This is a genomic window from Microbacterium sp. KUDC0406, assembly GCF_021582875.1.
Taxonomy (GTDB): domain Bacteria; phylum Actinomycetota; class Actinomycetes; order Actinomycetales; family Microbacteriaceae; genus Microbacterium.
On sequence record NZ_CP091138.1, the window covers coordinates 2,402,513 to 2,420,828 of the forward strand.

The window sequence follows — 18,316 nt, forward strand, 5'->3', positions numbered from 1 at the left end:
GGCGATCACAGCTGATCCACCCGCAGCGTCCGGTCGCCGAAGCGCACGCCGTCGCCGGCGTTGAGCGGCTGCGGCTGCCCGGGCACGAGTGCGCTCTCGTCTCCGTCGCGCAGCACCGCGGAGCCGTTCGTCGAACCGCGGTCCACGGCGAGGAGGCCGCGGCGGGTGGGCATGATCGCCAGGTGGGTCTTCGACACCGAGCGGCTGTCGTCCGCCAGCGGCACCAGCTGCACCGATCCCTCGCCGTCGGCCGGCTTCGGGGAACGCCCGATCAGGACGGTCGCGCGCACCTCGATGCGCTCGCCCGTGTCGAGCACGAGCACGGCACGAGGGACGGATGCCGACGGTGCCGCCGGTCGGCGTCCGCACGGATGCTGCCGCGTCGGCGGGCGCCGACGGCGCAGCGGAGGCCGGAGACGCCGCCGGTGATGCGTCGGCGCTGGTCTGTTCCGGAGCCACCGTCTCGACCGGGATGAGCGTCTCCGCGGGGATGCGTGTCTCACCGGATGCCGGCGCGGGGGCGCCGGCTGGCGCGGGCGACGCCGGCGGGGCGGAAGCGACGGATGCGGGGCTCGGAGAGGGTCCGGAGGGACCCGCCTGCACAGCGGGAGCGGCCGGAGCGGGAGCGGCCGGAGCGGGAGAGCCCCGCGTCGGGACGGCCCGAGCCGGCGGCTCCGCTCCCTCTGCGACGGGCTTCAAGGACGGCACGCCCGTGATCATGCCCGCTGCGGCCGCCGTGCCCGCCGGCGCGAACGGCGCAGGAGCCGGCGCGGATGCCGGACCCGGCGTCCCCGCCGCAGCCGACGTCGTGGCCGGAGCCGGCGGCGTGGCCAGCCCGCCCCCCGTCGGCCCGGTCGCGGGAGTCGCGGCATCCGGCGCCCCGGCGAGCCGGCGCGCGCCGAGCACCCCGCCGGAGAACCGGCCGGACGGCACGTACTCGGCCGTGCCGGGGCGATCGACCGCGGTGGCGAGCGACGGGAGCGGCGGCTTCTCCTCGTGCAGGGTGACGTACTGCTGCTTGCGTGCGATGCGCATCCGCTTGACGTCATACGGATCCAGGCCGCCGCGCACATCGATGAACCAGGTGGCTGCGGCCAGGTCCGGCCATCCGCGCCCCCGGCGCTCGGCGTCCAGGAACGGCGAGATCGCGATCACCAGCAGCGGGCCGATCACGGGCACCAGAAAGGAGGCTCCCAGGATCAGGTACCGCACCACTGCGCCGCGCCAGAATCCCGGTCGCTCCAGCGTGCGCACGTTCACCGAGCGGATGCCGAAGATCGCCTTGCCCAGCGTCACGCCCTTGCGGCCGTGCAGGATCAACTGCACCACGGTGTACGCGGTCGTCAGCACGTACGAGGCGATCACCGCGACGAGCAGCCAGACCAGATCGCCGCGCCTCCCGAAGGCGGCCGCGTCGAAGGTCCCCGCGGCGATCGACAGCGCGATCGGCGTGAGCACGAGGGCGGCGGGCAGCGCGAGCAGCACGGCGACCACGAGCTCGGTCAGGGTCGACAGCACCCGCATCCCGCTCCGCGCCGGCACGAGACCGAGCGCCCGCGCGTAGCCCGGGTCGGGCCTGCCCTGCGCGTCGAGTCCCTCGATCGCCTTCTCTCCGCTGTCGACCTCCCAGATCATTCCGCGTCGTTCTCCGATTCCGTCTCGTGCTCCTGGTCGAGCAGCGGCAGGTCGTCACGGGTCACCAGACGAGAGGTGACCGCATGCTCGACCAGCCGGGCGCGGCGATTCGTGGCGCCCGAGCGCACACCGCCGCGCATTCCGGGCACGCCGATGCGATCGAACTTGTCGCACACGTTGTCGAGCTTGCGGTTGAACCGCGTGACCGTCCATCCCAGTCGCTCCGCGGCCGCGGCAGACGACGGGATGGCGCTCATCCCGGTGCCGTCGCGTCGCAGCATCGGCTCGGCGAGCGCCACCACCAGCAGTTTCTGGCTGAGGGTCAGCGGCACCTCGCCGATGGTGGAGTCGCCGTCGAGGAGCTCCTGCCGCACCGGGCGGAACTTCGGCTCCGCGGCGTGCACGACCAGTTCGTAGGTCGTCGGACCTGCGGAGAACACGATCGTCGTGCGTGCGAACACCAGGGGCAGCCGCGCGCCAGGCGCGAGCCAGGCCTGCACTCCGCCACCGGCGTCGGTCACCGAGGCGGAGAGCCGTGTGCCGACGTTCGCCAGCCACCACAGCCCCTGCTCCTCGGAGATGTCGAGGAAGTGCCGGTGCAGGAACAGGTTGTCGTCGATGGCCAGGTCGCCCTCGCGGCCCACGGTGAACCGTCCGCCCGCGGGAACGGTGAAGTACTCCCCGCGAACTCGACCGTGACCTGCCCCGGAGGGGACGGCTTCGCGATCGGCTGGTCACCGGTCTGCAGGATCTCGTCCGTCATGGGGTGCACTCCCGGAGCGGGTCGGAGCTGCGCCCGGCATCTCGCCGGAGCGTCACCTCGATGCAGGTCGGTCCTGACGCCTGCGCCGGGATCGTCGCCGTGGTCTCTTCGGTGCGGGCGGAGTCCCCGGTCCCTCGAGCGTCACCTGCTGCCAGATGTACGAGTCCCCGTCCTGCGGGTCGGGGTTCGTCCAGGTGAAGACCACCTGATCGCCCTTGTGCACGCCCTTCAGATCTTCGACCGGCGGCACCAGCGCGGAGATCGGATCCTGCGGCACCGGCTTCTGATCGGACTTCACCGGTGTGGGCGCCGCCTGGTTCAGCAGCGCTCCGCCCGCGAACCAGGCTCCGCCGACGATGACCGCAAGCCCGGCGACGGATGCAGCGGCCCAGCCCCACCACGGCATGCCACGGCGGCGGGCCGGCGGCTCCGCCGCCGTCGCCACGGGTGCCGGCGGCGGCCGGGGCGACCGGCGGCGACTGCGGCGCCGGCGCGTCCGGGGTGAGCACGCGGGGAGCGCGCAGCATCGTCCGGTCGTCGTCCTCGCCGAGGGGCGCCGCGGGTGCGGCATCCGTCGGCTTCGCACGCTGCACGGTCGTCTCCAGCGCGGACGGGTCCGCAGCCGATGCCGCCGCCGCGGTGGTGAACGCGGGTGTGCCCGCCGGGACGTCGCCGGCCGGGGACGCGGGCACAGGGCGCTTGCGCTCCGTCGTCGCGGACGGACGGGTCGGATCGATGCTGACGATCTCACGCACCCGGGTGAGGCCGTCGTCGTCCTCCTCGACTCCGCCGTCGTGCGGCTGGTCGTCGACGATGTCGACCGGCGTGACCGAGTGCGAGAGCTCGATCTGCACCTTCTGCAGAGCACGGGCGAACGCGACCGCGCTCGGGAACCGGTCGCCCGGGTTCTTCGCCATCGCCGTCTCGAGCGCCGTCTGCAGGCTCCCCGGCGCGTCTGCGCGGGCCAGCGGGGGCAGCGCCGAGCGCTCGATCCGCTCGATCAGGTCGGCACCGGAGTTGCGGCCGCCCGGCTGCTCGAACGGCGAGCGCCCGGTCAGCAGCGTGTAGACCGTGGCGCCCAGCGCCCAGACATCCGATCGCGGCGTCGCGGTGGGCGGGTCGGCGAACGACTCCGGCGGCGACCACGGAATCGACATGCCGGTGGCCTCCCCGACGCCCTGCGTCGTCGAGGCGATGCCGAAGTCGGTCAGGGCCGGCCTGTTGTACTCGGTGACGAGGATGTTCGCCGGCTTGATGTCACGGTGCAGCACGCCTGCCCGATGCGCGGTCTCGACCGCGCCCGCCACCTGGATGCCGACGCGCAGCGCCTCGGCGACCGAGAACCGCTCCCGCCGCGCACGCAGCTGCAGGTTCGGGCGCGGGCAGTACTCCATCACCAGGTACGGCCGGCCGTCACCCGCGACGCCCGCCTGATAGATCGTGACGATCGCCGGATGCGTCGAGAGCATCGCCATCACGTTCGCCTCGTCGGCGAACTCCGCTGCCGCGCTGTCCGTGATGCGATCCGCGAGCAGCACCTTCACCGCCACCTTGCGGCGCGGCATCTCCTGCTCGTACAGGAAGACGTCGGCGAACCCGCCGGTGCCCAGCGGGTCGAGGTACGTGAAGCCCGGAAGCGCGGGCGGAGCGGACGGCGGGCGGCTCACGGCAGATCCTCGAACGTGATCGTCACCCCGTCGCCGAGGTCGACCGTGTCTCCGCTGACCACGACCGTCTGCTCGCCGGGGTGCAGACGCACCGGGTCGGAGCCCGTGCGCAGCAGCGTCGAACCGTTCGTGGTGTGCAGGTCGATCACGACGCAGGCGCCGGCCTCCGGACGGATCTCGAGATGGCTGCGCGAGATGTCCTGCTGCGGGCTGTCGACGGCGATCAGGTGCGGCAGGCTGTCACCGCTGGCGCGCGTCGACCGAGGACGGCGTCCGATGATCACCGGGCGGTCCAGTTCGACGACCTGACCGGTGGACATGCGGATGCGGCCCCGCCCGGGCACCGGGACGTCGAGCACCTCGGTCGCCGCGTCCGGCACCACGGATGCGGGAGGCGGCGGAGGGACCGGGGCGTCTTCGCCCCGCATGGCGCGCAGCTGCGCCAGCGAGATCGTCGCGCCGTCATGGTCGCCGGATGCCGGAGGCGCCGGCGGTGCCGGCGGTGCCGCGGCGGCGATCGACGCCGGACTGACGATCGTGGATTCGACGTCCTCCTCGAGCATGTCGGTGAGGCCGAGGGTGGCGAAGGGGTCGGTCTGCAGGTGAGCCACGGGCTCCGGCAGGGGGTCGGAGACGGGCGCCGGCTCCGGCTCCGGCTCCGGCTCGACCAGCGGTTCCTGTTCGGATTCTGACGGCGCCCCGGACTCCTGCGCGGGCTCGGACTCCTGTTCGAGCTCGGGCTCGGCCGCGGGCTCGTGCTCGGCCTCGGACTCGGGCGCGTGCTCCGGCGCCGGCTCCTCCGGCGCCGGTTCGACGACCGGCTCCGGCGCGACATCGGGCTCGGAACCGACCTCGACGGCGGCCACCGGGAGGGGCGCTGCCGCCGGCATCCTCCTGGGTGAAGTCGAGAGTGACGCGGGCCGCGGTGATCACGCCGTGCGAGATCGGCAGCACGCGTCCGCTGACGTCCTCGTCGACCAGGATCTCCGCCTCGGCCCCGCCGGGCACGAAGTGCTCGCTCCAGGTGGTGACCTCGGCGCCGGTGAACGTGCGCTCCTCGCCCTCGGTGTCGGTCACGCGCGCCGAGACCCGGCCGCGCACCGCGACCCGCAGGTCCGCGCCCTCCCGCACGACGGCGACGAACGGCGGGATCGCTGCGAACACGCCGCCGACGTGCGTGGTCAGCACATCCACGATCGCGCTCATCCCCGTGCCGCCCTCGATCACGTCCCAGAGACCGTCGACGAGGCGATCGTCGGCGTCGGGCGGCAGCACGACCACGCCGGCGCGGCCGATCAGCGACCACCATGTGCCCAACTCGTATCCCGCTCGCATCACTGCATTCCTCCGGTGGCTTCGGCACGCGGCAGCGTGTCGACGTCGATGTCGGTGTCGTCGCCCGCGCCCTCCGGGCGCGTCCTGACATGCACGGCGTCGACGACGACCGCCGTGATGTTGTCGCGTCCACCCTGTTCGAGGGCGGCCGCGACCAGATGGTCCGCAGCATTCTGCGGGTCGGTGTGCCGGGTGAGGATCTGCGCGATGACGTCGTCGGCGACCTCGGACGGAAGACCGTCGGAGCACACCAGGACGCGATCACCGGTCGCGGCCGGGATCATCCAGTAGTCCGCCTCGCCGGTGCTGCCGGCTCCGAGCGCCCTGGTGATGATGTTCCTGCGGCGATCACCGCGGGCCTCGGCCTCGAGCAGCTCTCCGGCATCGATCAGCTCCTGCACCACCGAATGGTCGACCGTGATCTGCTCGAGCGCCCCGCCGGCCAGCCGGTAGGTGCGCGAGTCGCCGATGTTCACCGCCAGCCAGTACCCGACACCGTCGACGGATGCGACGGCGACGCCGCTGAGCGTGGTGCCGGCGCGGCCGGTGCCCGCATCGGACAGCGCGTCGATGCGGGTCTTGGCGCGGGCGATCGCGAAACGCACGTCGTCGAGTGCGACCGCGGGACGCCCGACCAGACCGGCGAACTCCTCGATCGCGCCTGCGCTGGCCTCCTCACCGGCCTGATGCCCGCCCATGCCGTCCGCCACCAGGAACAGCGGGGCCTGCACCAGCAGGGAGTCCTCGTTCAGCGTGCGGCGGAGACCGGCATGGGTCGCCCAGCCGCACGAGACGACGATGGGCGGGATCATGCGTAACCGCCGATCGTCACCACGCGGTCGCCGATCTCGATGACGTCTCCGAGGCGCACGCGGGTGCGCTCGCCCGGAGCGCAGGCGATCCGCACCCCGTCGCGCACGATCGTCATGCCGTTGGTGGAATGCCTGTCCATGACCCAGCCGCCCGAGACCTCGGATGCCGCCTCGAAATGCGTCTTCGACAGCGAGAGCGTCTCGTCGCGCACCGGTACGACCACCGCGCCGTCCTCGGGCGAGGGGTTGCGGCCGAAGATCGTGCGGCGCGAGACGGTGACGCGGCTGCCGTCGTCCCAGGTGAACACCAGGCGGTGTCCGGGGATGCTGATGCGGGTGTCCTCGACCTCGTCGGCCTCGGACGGCTGCGCGGGCTCCGGCTCCGGACGCACCGGTGCGGCAGGGGCTGCACGGGAATCGGCAGGCTGTGCCACGGGGGCGTCCTGGGCCGGCGGCTCCGGTGCGGAGTCGCGCGTGACGCCGGGAACGAACGCGATCAGCGCGTCGGCGGGCGCGGGTGTCGCCGGATCCTGGGCGGGCGCGGGGGCGACGGTCGCCGACGGCGACACGACAGTCTCGTCGAGATCCGCGTTGCCGGCGGCATCCGCTGCCGAAGGCACCGGCGGAGCCGGGACGGCGGTTCCGGGCAGCGGCGGACGCGGGGGGATCGGCATGGCCGAGGTCGGGGCGGGAGGCATCACCGGCGCCGGAGGAGCCGGCATCACCGGCGCCGGAGGAGCCGGCATCGCCGAGGTCGGAGCGGGTGGCGCAGGGTGAGCCGACACCGGTGCTGCGGTGCCCGCGGGAACCCTGGCGTCCAGCATCAACGCGCCGACGGCCTTGTCGTGCCAGCCCTGGAACCGGCCGGAGCCGTCGAACAGCGGGGAGAAGTACCCGACCACGACCCAGGCGGTGACGCCGAAGACGAGGTTGCGCAGCAGCGCCTTGCCGAAGCCGAGCGGCGCACCGTCGCCGGCACGCGCCAGGCGAAGGCCCTGCGTGCGCATCCCGATCGACCCGCTGCCGCCCTGCATCGCCGTGTAGACGAGCAGCCAGGCCAGCATCAGAAGCGACATGATCCCCAGCCCGATGGCGTACGCCGTCAGGAAGCCGTCTGGACCGGATGCCATGGAGATCACGACCACGACGATGGTCAGTACGATCGCGAGTCCGGCCGCGATCAGCGCGTCCACGACATACGCCAGCACTCGCCGGTTCACCGGCGCGACCTGTCCGAAGGGCAGCATCGTCATGTCGTCTCGCTCTCGGGTCCGGCAGCATTCTCGGGCGCTGCGGAGTTGTTCTTCTCGATGGTGCCATCTTCGCGGCGGACGCGCGCGGCCGCGGCATCCTTCAGCTCGCCCAGCTTCGACGCCATGGCGCCCCCGCCGAGCAGCGATCGCAGGCTCAGCCGGGCACGCAGACGCCGCCAGAAGCCGGCTTCGGCGCCCATGCCCGCGACGATCCCGTCGACCTCGCGCCAGAAGGCGTCGACCTCTTCGGCGACGGGTCGCTGGGACCGAACACCTGGGCGTCGGCACGATCCGCCAGCACGCTGACCGCGGGAACGGCCAGCGTGGATGCCACGGCGGTGGCATCCTCCACCCTGGTCGCACCCGGCGCCGTGCGCGCGCCGTAGTCCGTGGCGCGGTCGGTCAGTTCGTCCCAGCCGCCGCTGATGCGGTCGGAGGTGTGCTGCGCGTTGCGGCGCGTGCGCCGGCGTGCGGCCTTCCATGCGCCGATCACGATGAACGGCGAGGCGAGCAGAGCGATCACGCCGAGCGAGATGCCTCCGATCGCGAGGATCACGCCGATGATGCCCCAGATGTTCGCCGAGTCGTCCTCGGGCTCGCGGTCGTCGGGCAGCGTCGGCGGCAGGTCGACCGGCTCCTGCGGCGGGGGCGGCGGCTGCAGCACCTGCGGCTTCGGGTCGGCGCGCGGCTTGGTGTTCTGATCATTGGGGACCTTGTCCTCCGGCGGGGTCGGGTCGAAGGCCACCCAGCCGTGGCCGGCGAAATTCACCTCGACCCATGCGTGCAGCGTGTCGCCGTTCGCCGTGAACGATGCCGAACCGGCCTGCTCCTCGTCCGGGTAGAAGCCCATCACCACGCGAGCGGGAATGTCGAGCTCGCGGGCGAGCAGCGTCATCGCCACCGCGTACTGCTCGTCGTCCCCGATCATCTGGTCACCGCCGATGAGCGTCGAGATGCGCTCCGAGGTGTGACCCGCACGAGAGATGACCTCGCCCTCCAGACCATGGCTGAAGAAGCCGCCCTCGGCGAGGAAGAGCTCCAGCTTCGAGACCTTGTCGATCGGGGTCTTCGCGTCCTCGGTGATGTCGGCTGCCAGCCCCGAGAGCTCCTCGGGCACGTCCGACTGCTCCGGCATCGACACCGTGCCGAACTCCGCATCGCCGAGGTCCTCGTCGTCGCGTTCGACGGGAAGCGTCGTCTCGAGGGTGTACGAGTCGCCCCTAGCGAGCGGAGTCGTCGTGATCGCCGTGGCGCTGCCCTCGTTGTAGTACGTCGAGCGGCGCAGCTGCTCGGCGCGGTCACCCGTGAACACGAGCTCATTGACCTGACCCGCAGTGGGGATCCAGACCTCCTCGTACTTCCCGATGTCGACCTTGAGCGTGGCACGCGTGCCCTCGGCATCCACTGACATGTTGCCGCGCAGCGGCGTGAACGCACCGGATGAGCCGTTGCCGGCATCCGAGACGTTGTAGACCTGGCCGTTGAAGTCGTCCATCGCCGCCAGGCGCATCCGCGCGCCCTTCGGCAGGCCCTGCACGGTGAACAGGGTGTCGTCCAGGTCGTCGCGCACGGTCTTGCGGTACGACTGCAGCGGACTCGGGTACTCGCGGATGTTGAACGGCGGGACGATGGTGTCGCGGAACACGTGCCGCGGCTCGTACGGCTGGGCGACGGCGCTCGTGGCGATGCCCGCGCCGGCGGCGAGCGCGAGCACCGCACCGCCGGCGCCGATGCGCCGCCAGCGCATGTGTGACGCGCGCGTGGGGTCGACGTCGCTGACCGAGACGGCCGCGTTGCTCGGCGCCCAGATCTGCCGCAGGGCCAGCCATCCGACGCTGACGAGCGCGAACACGGCGCCCTGGACGAGAGGGGCTGCGGGTGAGGGCACGCCGAGAGCGATCCCGAATCCGACCGCGATGCCTGCGGGGATCAGCGCCCAGCCCGCGTGGCCGAGCCGCAGCGCGAGCGATCCGGTCAGCACGCTCGTGACGAGCAGCAGCAGGAACGGCACGAGTGCGTGCCCGTCGGTCACCGCCACCGGAGCCACCGTGGTCAGCAGCTGCTTCCAGGAGGTGATGGCGCCCAGCGCCAGCTTCTGCAGCGTGTCCAGCGTCGGGACGACGCCGGCGATCGTCGTGTAGGGCAGGGCGAGCGCCCCGCCGAAGACGAAGTATGCGGCGATCGTGAGACCCGCGACGATGAGGATGCCCCAGCGGCGCCAGGCGCTGACGGCGGCGATGCCGAGGCCGAGCACCACTGCACCCACCGCAGCGGGCAGGTAGGAAGGTCCGGCGAAGGTCGGCCAGAAGCCGACGACGGCGACGGCGAGAAGCAGCGCCGAGGCGGTGAGATCGACGATCCAGCGCCGGGTACTGATGGGGGCGGCGGTCATGCGAGCACCTTCTGCAGGGCGACGGGCAGCTGCTCGAGCGCGGCGACCGTGACGACATCGGCATCGCCGATGCGCCGCAGCGTGGGGCTCTCGGCCCGCAGATCCACGACGATCGCGAGCGCGCGGGCTCCGAACGGGACGCGCGAGCACGCAGCACGCAGGTCTTCGGTCCTGGTCTTCGAGCCGGTCACGAGGACGACGAAGCTGGCGAGGGGCATGGTCGCGGCGAGGACGCCGGCGAGATCGGTGACGCCGCCCTCCTTCGGCTTGGAGAACTCGACCGTGGACAGCGAGTCCAGCAGCTGCTTCCCGGTGCCGGCGGGCAGGTCGCGCCCCTGTACGCGCAGGTCGACCCGCTGCGAGTCGCGCAGCGCGCGCAGGCCGACGGATCCCGCCATCGACACGGCGCGTTCGAACTCCTCGTCCTCGGCGTACTCCGCGGCGCTCCGGGACAGACCGATGACGAAGTGCGAGCGACGGGTCTCCTCGAACTGGCGCACCATCATGGTGCCGGTGCGCGCCGTCGACCGCCAGTGCACGTGCCGCAGGTCGTCGCCGGGCTGGTACTCCAGCAGCGCGTGGAAGGACACGTCGTCGCGGGAGAGGTCGGCCGCGGGCATGCCCTCGAGGTCGCGCAGGAAGCCGAGCGACTGCCCGTCGAACAGGACGGTGCGGGGATGGACGTACAGGTCGACCGGCTCGTCACGGCGGTGCGCGCGCTCGAAGAGGCCGAGTGGATCGCCGCGCACCACGCTGACGGGTCCGACCTTCACGACGCTGCGCCTCTGGGTGGGGATCGCGAACAGCTCCTCGGCCTCCTGACCGGGTGCCAGACGCTGGATGCCGAACTCGCCGCGTCCGGATCCCACCGGGAGGACGACGCGGGAGGGCAGGATGGCCCGATTGCTGCGGTTCGCGAGGGTCAGAGCGCCGACCGCACGCTCGCCCACGACGACCCGCGTGCGGGCGAGGTCCAGCGAGACGTCGTACTCGGTGCGCCCGATCAGGAACAGGGCGCAGAGCGCGACCGTGACCATGATGATGACCGCGGCGACCGTGAGCTCCCACCAGCCCAGCAGTTGACCGATGATCCACAGGCCGAGTCCCAGCCCGATCAGCACCCACGCCAGGGGGCGGACAGCGGACAGGACGATCCGGAGACGCGCCCCGACTCGCGACCCGACGACCGCGGCGATGTCTCGCCAGCCGGCGTCGCCTCGGGTCGTCGGCGAGGCGGCGGGAAGTGTCTCCGACGCCATCACGCCGCCGTTCGGGCCTGAGGCGCGGCCACGGATCCCAGGACGCGCGAGATGACGGTCGCCGAGGTCGTGCCGGCGAACTCCGCCTCGGCGTCCAGCAGCAGGCGGTGCTGCCAGACTGCGGCGGCGAGGACCTTGACGTCGTCCGGCAGCACGTAGTGACGTCCGTGCGCAGCCGCCCAGACCTTCGCGATGCGCACCATGGCGATCGCGCCGCCGACCGAGACCCCCAGCCGCACGCTGCTGTCGGCGCGGGTGGCCTCGGCGAGCTCGGCGACGTAGCGGAGCACCGCCGGCTCGACGTGCGCGGTCGCGGCGAGGTCGGCCATGTCGGCGACGGCACTGGTCGTGATGATCGCAGACAGGCTCGCCGAGGGGTTGCGGTCCGACGCCCCGGCCAGGATGCTCTCGGTGACCGCCAGGTCGGGGTATCCGATCGACGTCTTGATCAGGAACCGGTCCAGCTGCGCTTCGGGCAGCTTGTAGGTTCCCGCCTGCTCGACGGGGTTCTGCGTCGCGATCACGAGGAACGGACGGCCGGTCTCGTGGGTGACGCCGTCCACGGTGACGCGCGACTCCTCCATGACCTCCAGCAGCGCCGACTGGGTCTTCGGGGAGGCGCGGTTGATCTCGTCCGCCAGGACGATCGAGGCGAAGATCGGGCCGCGGTGGAACTCGAAGCGGTGCGCCTGCTGGTCGTAGATCGTGACGCCGGTGACGTCGGAGGGCAGCAGGTCGGGCGTGAACTGGATTCGGGCGCTGGTGCCCTGGACCGTCGCCGCCAGCGCCTTGGCGAGGCTGGTCTTGCCGGTGCCCGGCGCGTCCTCGAGGAGGACGTGCCCCTCGGCCAGCATCGAGGCGAGCACAAGACTCACGATCTCGCTCTTGCCCTGCAGCGCCTTGTCGACGTTGTCGACCAGCCGGTTGAAGGTGCCCTGGAACCAGGCTGCCTGTTCGGGGGTCATCGTCATGAGAGTGGGAATTCCTTACGTGTGGATATCGGATGCTGTGTGTGCTGTCGGTGTCGTGCGGCGGACGCGCGGGTCACCAGTCGCGTTGTTCGTAGGCCTTGCCGTCGATCGTGACCCAGACCTTGTGGGGCGGGTTCCTGAGCATGTCGCCGTGGTGGCAGTACAGATCGAAGGAGGCGTTCGCGCCGAAGCTGTAGCTGTTGGTGCTCCACCCGTTGGGGAAGGCCGAGCTGTAGCAGCGCACCGAGTGCGACCCGCCTGAGAACTTGTCGTTCGTGTTCAGATGGAACTTGTGGCAGCCGTCGGCGCAGTCGGAGGATCCGACGTACGCTCCGTTCGTCACCCACGCCCTGGGCGGATCTGGAGGCGGCGGCGCTGCGTCGGTCTTTGCGGATGCTGTTCCGCCGGCAGACCAGCCGGCCTTGTTGTGCACCTGAACCTCGATCTTGAAGGTCGTGGAGTACTTCTTGCCCGTCGTGACCGAGCCGCTCCCGCTGTTGGCGGCATCCTGCCAGGCCCCGCCGTCGATGCGATAACGCGCGTTGTCGATGTTTGCACCGTTGGTCCCGTTCGGGCTCCACGTGAACGTCACGGTGGCGGCGCTTCCGTTGCTCTTCGCGCTGACGTTCGGCTTCGGCGGGATGCCGTACGGGACCACGCCTGCGGAGGCCGCCGACGGGTCGCTGATGTACTGCTTCCCGCCGACTGTGGCCACGGCACGGACCCGCACCGTGTAGGTGTCGCCGTTGGTGAGGCCGTCGATCTTGGAGCCGTCCCAGTCGCTCTTCCATCCGCCGCCGACGTTGTACTGGTACGTCGTCTCGCCCGTCGTCGCACCGTTCAGCTGCGACTGGCTCAGCGTGTACGAGGACTCGTTCACGGTCAGGTACTTGTCGCCGTACTTGCTGATCGTCGGCTTCGATGGGGTCTCCGGCTTGATCGCGGCGCGCCGCGGAGCGGATGCCGGGCTCAGGTCGCCCCATCCGGCCTTGTTCTGCGCCTGGATCCGGTAGGTGTACGCCGTCGTCGAGGTGTCGACGACCACGGCCTGGGAGGTCTTGCCGGCGGCGACCGCGATGGTGTCCGTGACCGTGGATCCGTTGAGCACCTGCAGCCGGTAGCCGTCGATGGCGTCGCCGTTGTCGTTCGGCGGAGTCCAGGAGACCTGCATCTGCGCGCGCTTCCCGACCGGTTCCAGTTCCGCCGTCGTCGGGGCGGCCGGTGCCGCGGGAGGCCCGGCGGGGATCTCACCGAGCGATGACGGACTCCAGCTCGAGGGATCGGGCGCGAGGTTGTGCGCCCGGATCCGCACCGTGTACTCGGTGCCGTTCTCCAGCCCGGTCCAGGTGTAGGCGTTGCCGGTGATCTCCGTCTTCTGACCGGCCCCCACGCCGCCCGACAGCTCGAGTGTGTAGTACTCGACGGGTGAGCCGGGTGTCGAGGGGGTCACCCACGAGATCTTCAGCTCCTTGTCGCCGAACACCAGCGTCGGGGCCGCGGGGGTGTCGGGACGCGCGTCGGGCCGAGCCTCTGCCGAGGACGGCGAGGGATCCGACTCACCCACACGGTTCGTCGCGGTCACCTGGAACAGGTACTTCACATTGTTCGTCAGGCCGTCCAGAGTGCACGTCGTCGACTCGCAGCTGCGCTCGTAGGAGTTCCCCTGCACGGAGCGCACGGTGTACCCGGTGATCTCCGCACCGTTGTTCGCGGGCGGTGACCAGGACAGCACGACGGTCCGATCCTGCACGCTGGACACCGTCGGAACGCCGGGTGCGTCCGGCTTGCCCTGCACCGTCAGCACGATCAGGCCGTCGACCTCGCGGTCGGGGTCCTCGGTCACGTCGCCGATCCGGTAGCGGACGGTCATGCTGCCGACGAACTTGGCGTCCGGCGTCACGTCGACTTTGTCGCCGACGACGTTCGCGGTGCCGTTGCCGCTCTCCACGGCCGCGGAGAGCAGGCGCAGGTCTCCCTTGTCCTCGAACGGGTTGAAGTCGTTCGCGAGCACCGGGACAGTGATCTTCTCACCCTGATCCGCCTCGGGGAACGTGTCGGTGTTCGCTGTCGCCAGCGCCCTGGTGGACGCCGTCACCCGCACCTCGACGGTGCCCTCGATCGGCTCGGTCTCACCGTCTGTGACGCGGATGGTCAGGGTCGCGACCGTTCCCTTCGGCGTCTTCGACGAGGCCTCGACCATGAGCTCCGTGCCGTCCATCCGTGCGGAGATGCCGTCGCTCGCGCCCCCGACGTAGGTGAACGTGTGCTTGCCCTGGTCGGCCGGATCCGGGTCGTCGGTCAGCTCGGCCAGGTCGATCGATACCGCGTCCTCGCCGGGTGCGACGTTCAGCTGACCGCGCGTGAACGTCGGCTGCTGGTTGTCCGGAGGGAGCACCGTGATCGGAATCGACAGCGTCGCCTTGCGACCCTTCGGGTCGTCCGGGCCGGTGCCGTCGGTCACCTCGAAGCTGAGCGCGTCCGCGCCGAAGTAGCCCGCCACGGACGTGTACACGAGCGTGCGCTCGTCCTTGACGAGGCTGTCGCCGTTCGCGTGCGCGGCGGAGACCTTCTCGGCCTCGGTGATCACCACGGTGCCGCCACCGGCCACAGTGACGTAGTCGGCGAGTGGCACCTCGACCGTCTCGCCGCTGATCACCTCGATGGACTTCGACGAGTCGACGGTCGGACGCAGCTCCGCCAGCGCCGGAACGTAGATGAAGGCCGAGGTGGTCTGGTCGTCCTGATCGGTCAGCGTGTACTTGATCAGCTGGCGATCCTCGCCGACCTTCACCCGCACCTTGCGGTCCTTGACGATCGTGCCGCCCTCCTCGACGACCAACTTCAGTGAGTCCGTCGTACCGTCCGGATCCTCGTCGTTGGCGAGCACGTCGAGGTCGACGGTCATGCCGTCCTTGACATCCTCGCTCTTCACGCGGTCGTCGCGGGCGATCGGGAACAGCAGCGGCACGTCCTTGTCGACGGTGACCTGCAGCACCGCGGTGGCTTCGGCACCACGCTCGTCGACGATGGTGTACTGCAGCGAGGTCTCCACCTCGGCATCCGGCGCCTGCACGAGCACCCGATCGCCGGAGACACGTGCGTCGAAGCCGGGTACGTCCTTCGGCGGAGTGATGCCGTTCTTGACGAGCGCGATCTTGTCGCCCTCGGGGTCGGAGTCGTTCGCGAGCACCGGCACCGCGACCTCGCGGCCCGGGCGCACGACCACCGCGTCCTTCACCGCGTAGGGCGCCTGGTTGACCTGCTCGGTCGGCGCGATGCCGACGGTGACCGTCGCCGTGCCCTCCTTGCCGAGGTTGTCGCGCACCTTGTACGTGAACGTGTCCGTGCCGGTCGAATCCTCGAACGCCTCGTAGACCAGGTAGTCCTGCTCCACCGTGACCAGACCCTTGGCCGGGTTCGAATCCAGCCCGAGCAGCTCCACGGAGTCGCCGTCCTGATCGATCCCGTCCAGCGGGATCGCGATGTTCGTCGTCGTGCCGCTGATCGTACGAGCAGTCACATCCCGCGGCCGCCGAGCAGCATTCTTCTCCGCATCCACCGCGAGGATCTGGATCGTGATGTATCCGGCGTCGATCTGGCCGTTCTCGTCCACGACGTTGTAGGTCGCGTAGACGGTCTTCGCCTCAGGCCCCGCGCGGAAGCGGACCTTGTCCTGCGAGACGAACGCCTCGCCGTCCTCGGGATCGATGAACGGCTCCACCAGCTCCGGCTGCACGTGCAGCGCCAGGTCATTCGGATGCGTGTCATTGTCCAGCACCGGGATCGTGACCACATCACCCGCCCGCACCGTCGCGGTGTCGTCGTTCGCCACCGGCGGCAGCAGCTTGTCCGGCGCCGGGATCGGGATCACGACGACGTCGCCCTCGGCATTCTGCTTGCCGTTCGAGATGCGGTAGGTGATCCGCACCTGGTCCTTCAGCCCGCCCTGGTCGCCGATCCGCAGCGTCTCGTGGTTCAGCACCGACACCGATACGCCGCTGCCGGGCTCCACCGTCACCGACTGCACCACCAGCACTCCGCCGGACGGATCGGTGTCGTTGTTCAGCACACCGACGAGCACCTCACCGCCGGTCGGCAGCAGCGCCACATCGCGCACAGCGATCGGCGCGCGATCCTCTTCGGTCCGATCCTCGACGTCGATGCGCACCAAACCCGCGGCGGACGGGACACCAGCCGTGACCAGGTACTGCACGTAATAGGTGCCCGCGGTCTGCGTCTTGAACGTGAACGTCTTGTTCCCGTAGTCGGGCACGATCGTGGCGCCGTCGACCGGATCGACGCGGCTCATGCGCAGTGGCTCCTTGCTGGAGCTGGTGTCGTTCGCCAGCGGCGACACCGTCACCTGCTGACCGACCTTGGTGACCACGTGATCGGCGTTGGTCTTCGGCAGCGTCGATCCGACGGGACGCACGTCCAGCTGGATCGTGCCGCCGGCGTCCTCACCCGATGCATCGGCGACGATGATCTGCACCTCGTGCCGCCCGGGCGGGCTGGCGATCGCGCGGTAGGTGATCTGCCCGTCGGTGGTGAAGTCGACCTCGTCGCCGGGCGCGGCGACGACCTCCTTCAGATAGACGTCGTCCCCGTCCGGATCGATCCAGTCCGGCAGCACGTTGTACGACACCGTGCCACCTGCCTCCACAGCCAGCGAGCTCTTCCGCTTCGGCTTCGGAGCGCCGTTCACGCTCCAGTCGTGCACCGACAACGTCACCTTCGCGGTATCGGTGCCCTTACGACCGTCATCGATCAGGTACTCGAACGACGCCGCACCCGACGCGTCCTCCGGCACTGCGATCTGCAGCGCGCTGCCGTTGTTGATCGGCTGCACCTCACCTACCGACGGCTGCTTGCTCGACAGAGACGCCACCAGCACGTCTCCATCGGCATCGGTGTCGTTGTCCAGCACCGGCAGGAACGTCGTACCGCCCGGACGCACACCGAACTCGTCGTCCTCCGCCACAGGCTTCGTGTTCTCCTCGCTGCGGTCCGGCAGGGACGTCTCCACCGTCTCCTCGGTGGTGTTCTCCTCTTCCTCGGTCTCGCCCTCGGGAGGAGTGATGTCGTTCCAGTTGTCGACCTGCTGCAGACTCTCCGTGGCGATCCACGCCATCCCGCCCACGACATCGTTCAACACCACGACATCCCGATTCACCCGGAACTCCAGCGTCGCAGACGGCTTCAGGTTGGGAATCTGCTCCTCGAGATCTGCGGACTTGCCCAGGCAGTCCCGCACAAACGCTCCTGAGCCCGCCCAGGCACCGTAGACGCAGCCCGCAACGCGCACGGGCGCGGCCGGAACGCCCTGCGCCCGAGTACTCGTGGCGACGACGTCGCCACCGTCCAGTGGCACGTCCAAAAGCTGGGATGCCGTCGCGATCGACACCGCGCCCGCGACTCCCGACGGCTGCTGCAGAACAGCCGTGTCCGCGCCGTCGATCTCAGTCCGGAACCCGGCCGGCGACATCACGGCCTTCTGGGCGCGATCCAGCACCACCGGCGTATCGCCGACCACGGTGATCGAGGGCTCGCTCGAAGCCTTCAGCCCTTCCACGGAACCGGACTGCGGATCTCCCGGATCGCCCTGCGGGCTGACCGGGATCGTGTACACGGTCGACTCCGCCGGCGACACGGCGTACACCGTGCCGTTCTGGCCGACGGCGATGTCCGCGTTCTTGCCCAGTTCGACGAGTGGCTTCTTGCCGGCGAACTTGAAGTTGGCCAGGCCCTGCACCGACTCGACCCACAGGCCGCCCGAGTCGCGATCGAGGACCGCCACGGTGTTCTTCCCGAGCTCGACCTTGCTCGATCCGGGGATCGGCACCGCGTCGTTCAGCGCCACCGTCGCCGGATTCACCGTCGCGAGCGTCGAGTCCTTGCTGTTCACGACGACGATCGTGGACTCGTCCTGCAGGATGTCGAAGTCCTCGCCCGTGGTGCGCAGCCCACCGTCGAGCAGCGTGGACTCGTTGTTGAAGTGCCCCACCAGCAGCTTGGATGACTTCGTGATCCACACGCCGCCGTCGTTCAGATCGACCTCGGTCGTCGGGTTGCCCTCGTACGCCATCGCCATCGTGGCGACGGCCACCATGCCCGCCGTCACCGCGGCGGCCGACGCCAGCGTCTTCGGGCGCGTCCTGACCCAGCTCAACGCCTTCATAACCGGTTCCCCCTGGAACTGCTGTGGATGCTGCGCACGGGGGACGGTCAA

11 protein-coding genes and 1 pseudogene are annotated in these 18,316 nt (G+C 70.4%); all 12 read right to left on the reverse strand.

The window, feature by feature from the left end; translation table 11 throughout:
• Positions 1-5: 5 nt before the first annotated feature.
• On the reverse strand, positions 6-503 hold the full coding sequence (locus tag L2X99_RS18640; protein WP_442923529.1) for an FHA domain-containing protein: 498 nt from the start codon (positions 501-503) through the stop codon (positions 6-8).
• Between the two features lie 598 nt (positions 504-1,101).
• Positions 1,102-1,635 (reverse strand): annotated as a pseudogene (locus tag L2X99_RS18645) (RDD family protein); the annotation flags it as partial.
• Positions 1,632-2,279, reverse strand: coding sequence for a hypothetical protein (locus tag L2X99_RS12080; RefSeq protein ID WP_236135165.1), 648 nt, complete (start codon positions 2,277-2,279; stop codon positions 1,632-1,634). The pseudogene L2X99_RS18645 and the gene L2X99_RS12080, both read right to left, overlap by 4 nt.
• Positions 2,280-2,394: 115 nt before the next feature.
• Positions 2,395-4,065, reverse strand: coding sequence for a serine/threonine-protein kinase (locus tag L2X99_RS12085; RefSeq protein ID WP_236135166.1), 1,671 nt, complete (start codon positions 4,063-4,065; stop codon positions 2,395-2,397).
• On the reverse strand, positions 4,062-4,955 hold the full coding sequence (locus L2X99_RS12090; protein WP_236135167.1) for an FHA domain-containing protein: 894 nt from the start codon (positions 4,953-4,955) through the stop codon (positions 4,062-4,064). Before L2X99_RS12090 ends, L2X99_RS12085 begins: the two co-directional genes overlap by 4 nt.
• A 444-nt stretch (positions 4,956-5,399) precedes the next feature.
• Complete coding sequence (locus tag L2X99_RS12095) at positions 5,400-6,212, reverse strand: PP2C family protein-serine/threonine phosphatase (protein ID WP_236135168.1); 813 nt, start codon at positions 6,210-6,212, stop codon at positions 5,400-5,402.
• Entirely contained in the window at positions 6,209-7,465 is a 1,257-nt protein-coding gene (locus tag L2X99_RS17925) for an RDD family protein (RefSeq protein WP_268928510.1), read from the reverse strand. The genes L2X99_RS12095 and L2X99_RS17925 overlap by 4 nt, the downstream gene beginning before the upstream one ends.
• Positions 7,462-7,665 carry a hypothetical protein gene (locus L2X99_RS12105; protein WP_236126514.1) on the reverse strand — a complete coding sequence of 68 codons (204 nt, stop codon included), beginning with the start codon at positions 7,663-7,665 and terminating at the stop codon, positions 7,462-7,464. Before L2X99_RS12105 ends, L2X99_RS17925 begins: the two co-directional genes overlap by 4 nt.
• Positions 7,620-9,857 (reverse strand): transglutaminase-like domain-containing protein, encoded by a 2,238-nt coding sequence (locus L2X99_RS12110; RefSeq protein ID WP_236126513.1) that lies wholly within the window; start codon positions 9,855-9,857, stop codon positions 7,620-7,622. The genes L2X99_RS12105 and L2X99_RS12110 overlap by 46 nt, the downstream gene beginning before the upstream one ends.
• Positions 9,854-11,116: a DUF58 domain-containing protein gene (locus tag L2X99_RS12115; RefSeq protein WP_236126512.1), complete on the reverse strand. Its 1,263-nt coding sequence runs from the start codon at positions 11,114-11,116 to the stop codon at positions 9,854-9,856. Before L2X99_RS12115 ends, L2X99_RS12110 begins: the two co-directional genes overlap by 4 nt.
• Entirely contained in the window at positions 11,116-12,087 is a 972-nt protein-coding gene (locus tag L2X99_RS12120; protein ID WP_236135169.1) for an AAA family ATPase, read from the reverse strand. The genes L2X99_RS12115 and L2X99_RS12120 overlap by 1 nt, the downstream gene beginning before the upstream one ends.
• 73 nt (positions 12,088-12,160) lie before the next feature.
• A complete protein-coding gene (locus L2X99_RS12125) occupies positions 12,161-18,316 on the reverse strand; it encodes an Ig-like domain-containing protein (protein ID WP_236135170.1) in 6,156 nt (2,051 codons plus the stop codon).

What these genes read in the sequence shown, in the direction of transcription:
- L2X99_RS12090 (WP_236135167.1), bottom strand. Translation starts at nt 4,955, where the DNA reads ATGCCGGCGGCAGCGCCCCTCCCGGTGGCCGCCGTCGAGGTCGGTTCC.
- L2X99_RS12095 (WP_236135168.1), bottom strand. Translation starts at nt 6,212, where the DNA reads ATGATCCCGCCCATCGTCGTCTCGTGCGGCTGGGCGACCCATGCCGGT.
- L2X99_RS17925 (WP_268928510.1), bottom strand. Translation starts at nt 7,465, where the DNA reads ATGACGATGCTGCCCTTCGGACAGGTCGCGCCGGTGAACCGGCGAGTG.
- L2X99_RS12105 (WP_236126514.1), bottom strand. Translation starts at nt 7,665, where the DNA reads ATGGGCGCCGAAGCCGGCTTCTGGCGGCGTCTGCGTGCCCGGCTGAGC.
- L2X99_RS12110 (WP_236126513.1), bottom strand. Translation starts at nt 9,857, where the DNA reads ATGACCGCCGCCCCCATCAGTACCCGGCGCTGGATCGTCGATCTCACC.
- L2X99_RS12115 (WP_236126512.1), bottom strand. Translation starts at nt 11,116, where the DNA reads ATGGCGTCGGAGACACTTCCCGCCGCCTCGCCGACGACCCGAGGCGAC.
- L2X99_RS12120 (WP_236135169.1), bottom strand. Translation starts at nt 12,087, where the DNA reads ATGACGATGACCCCCGAACAGGCAGCCTGGTTCCAGGGCACCTTCAAC.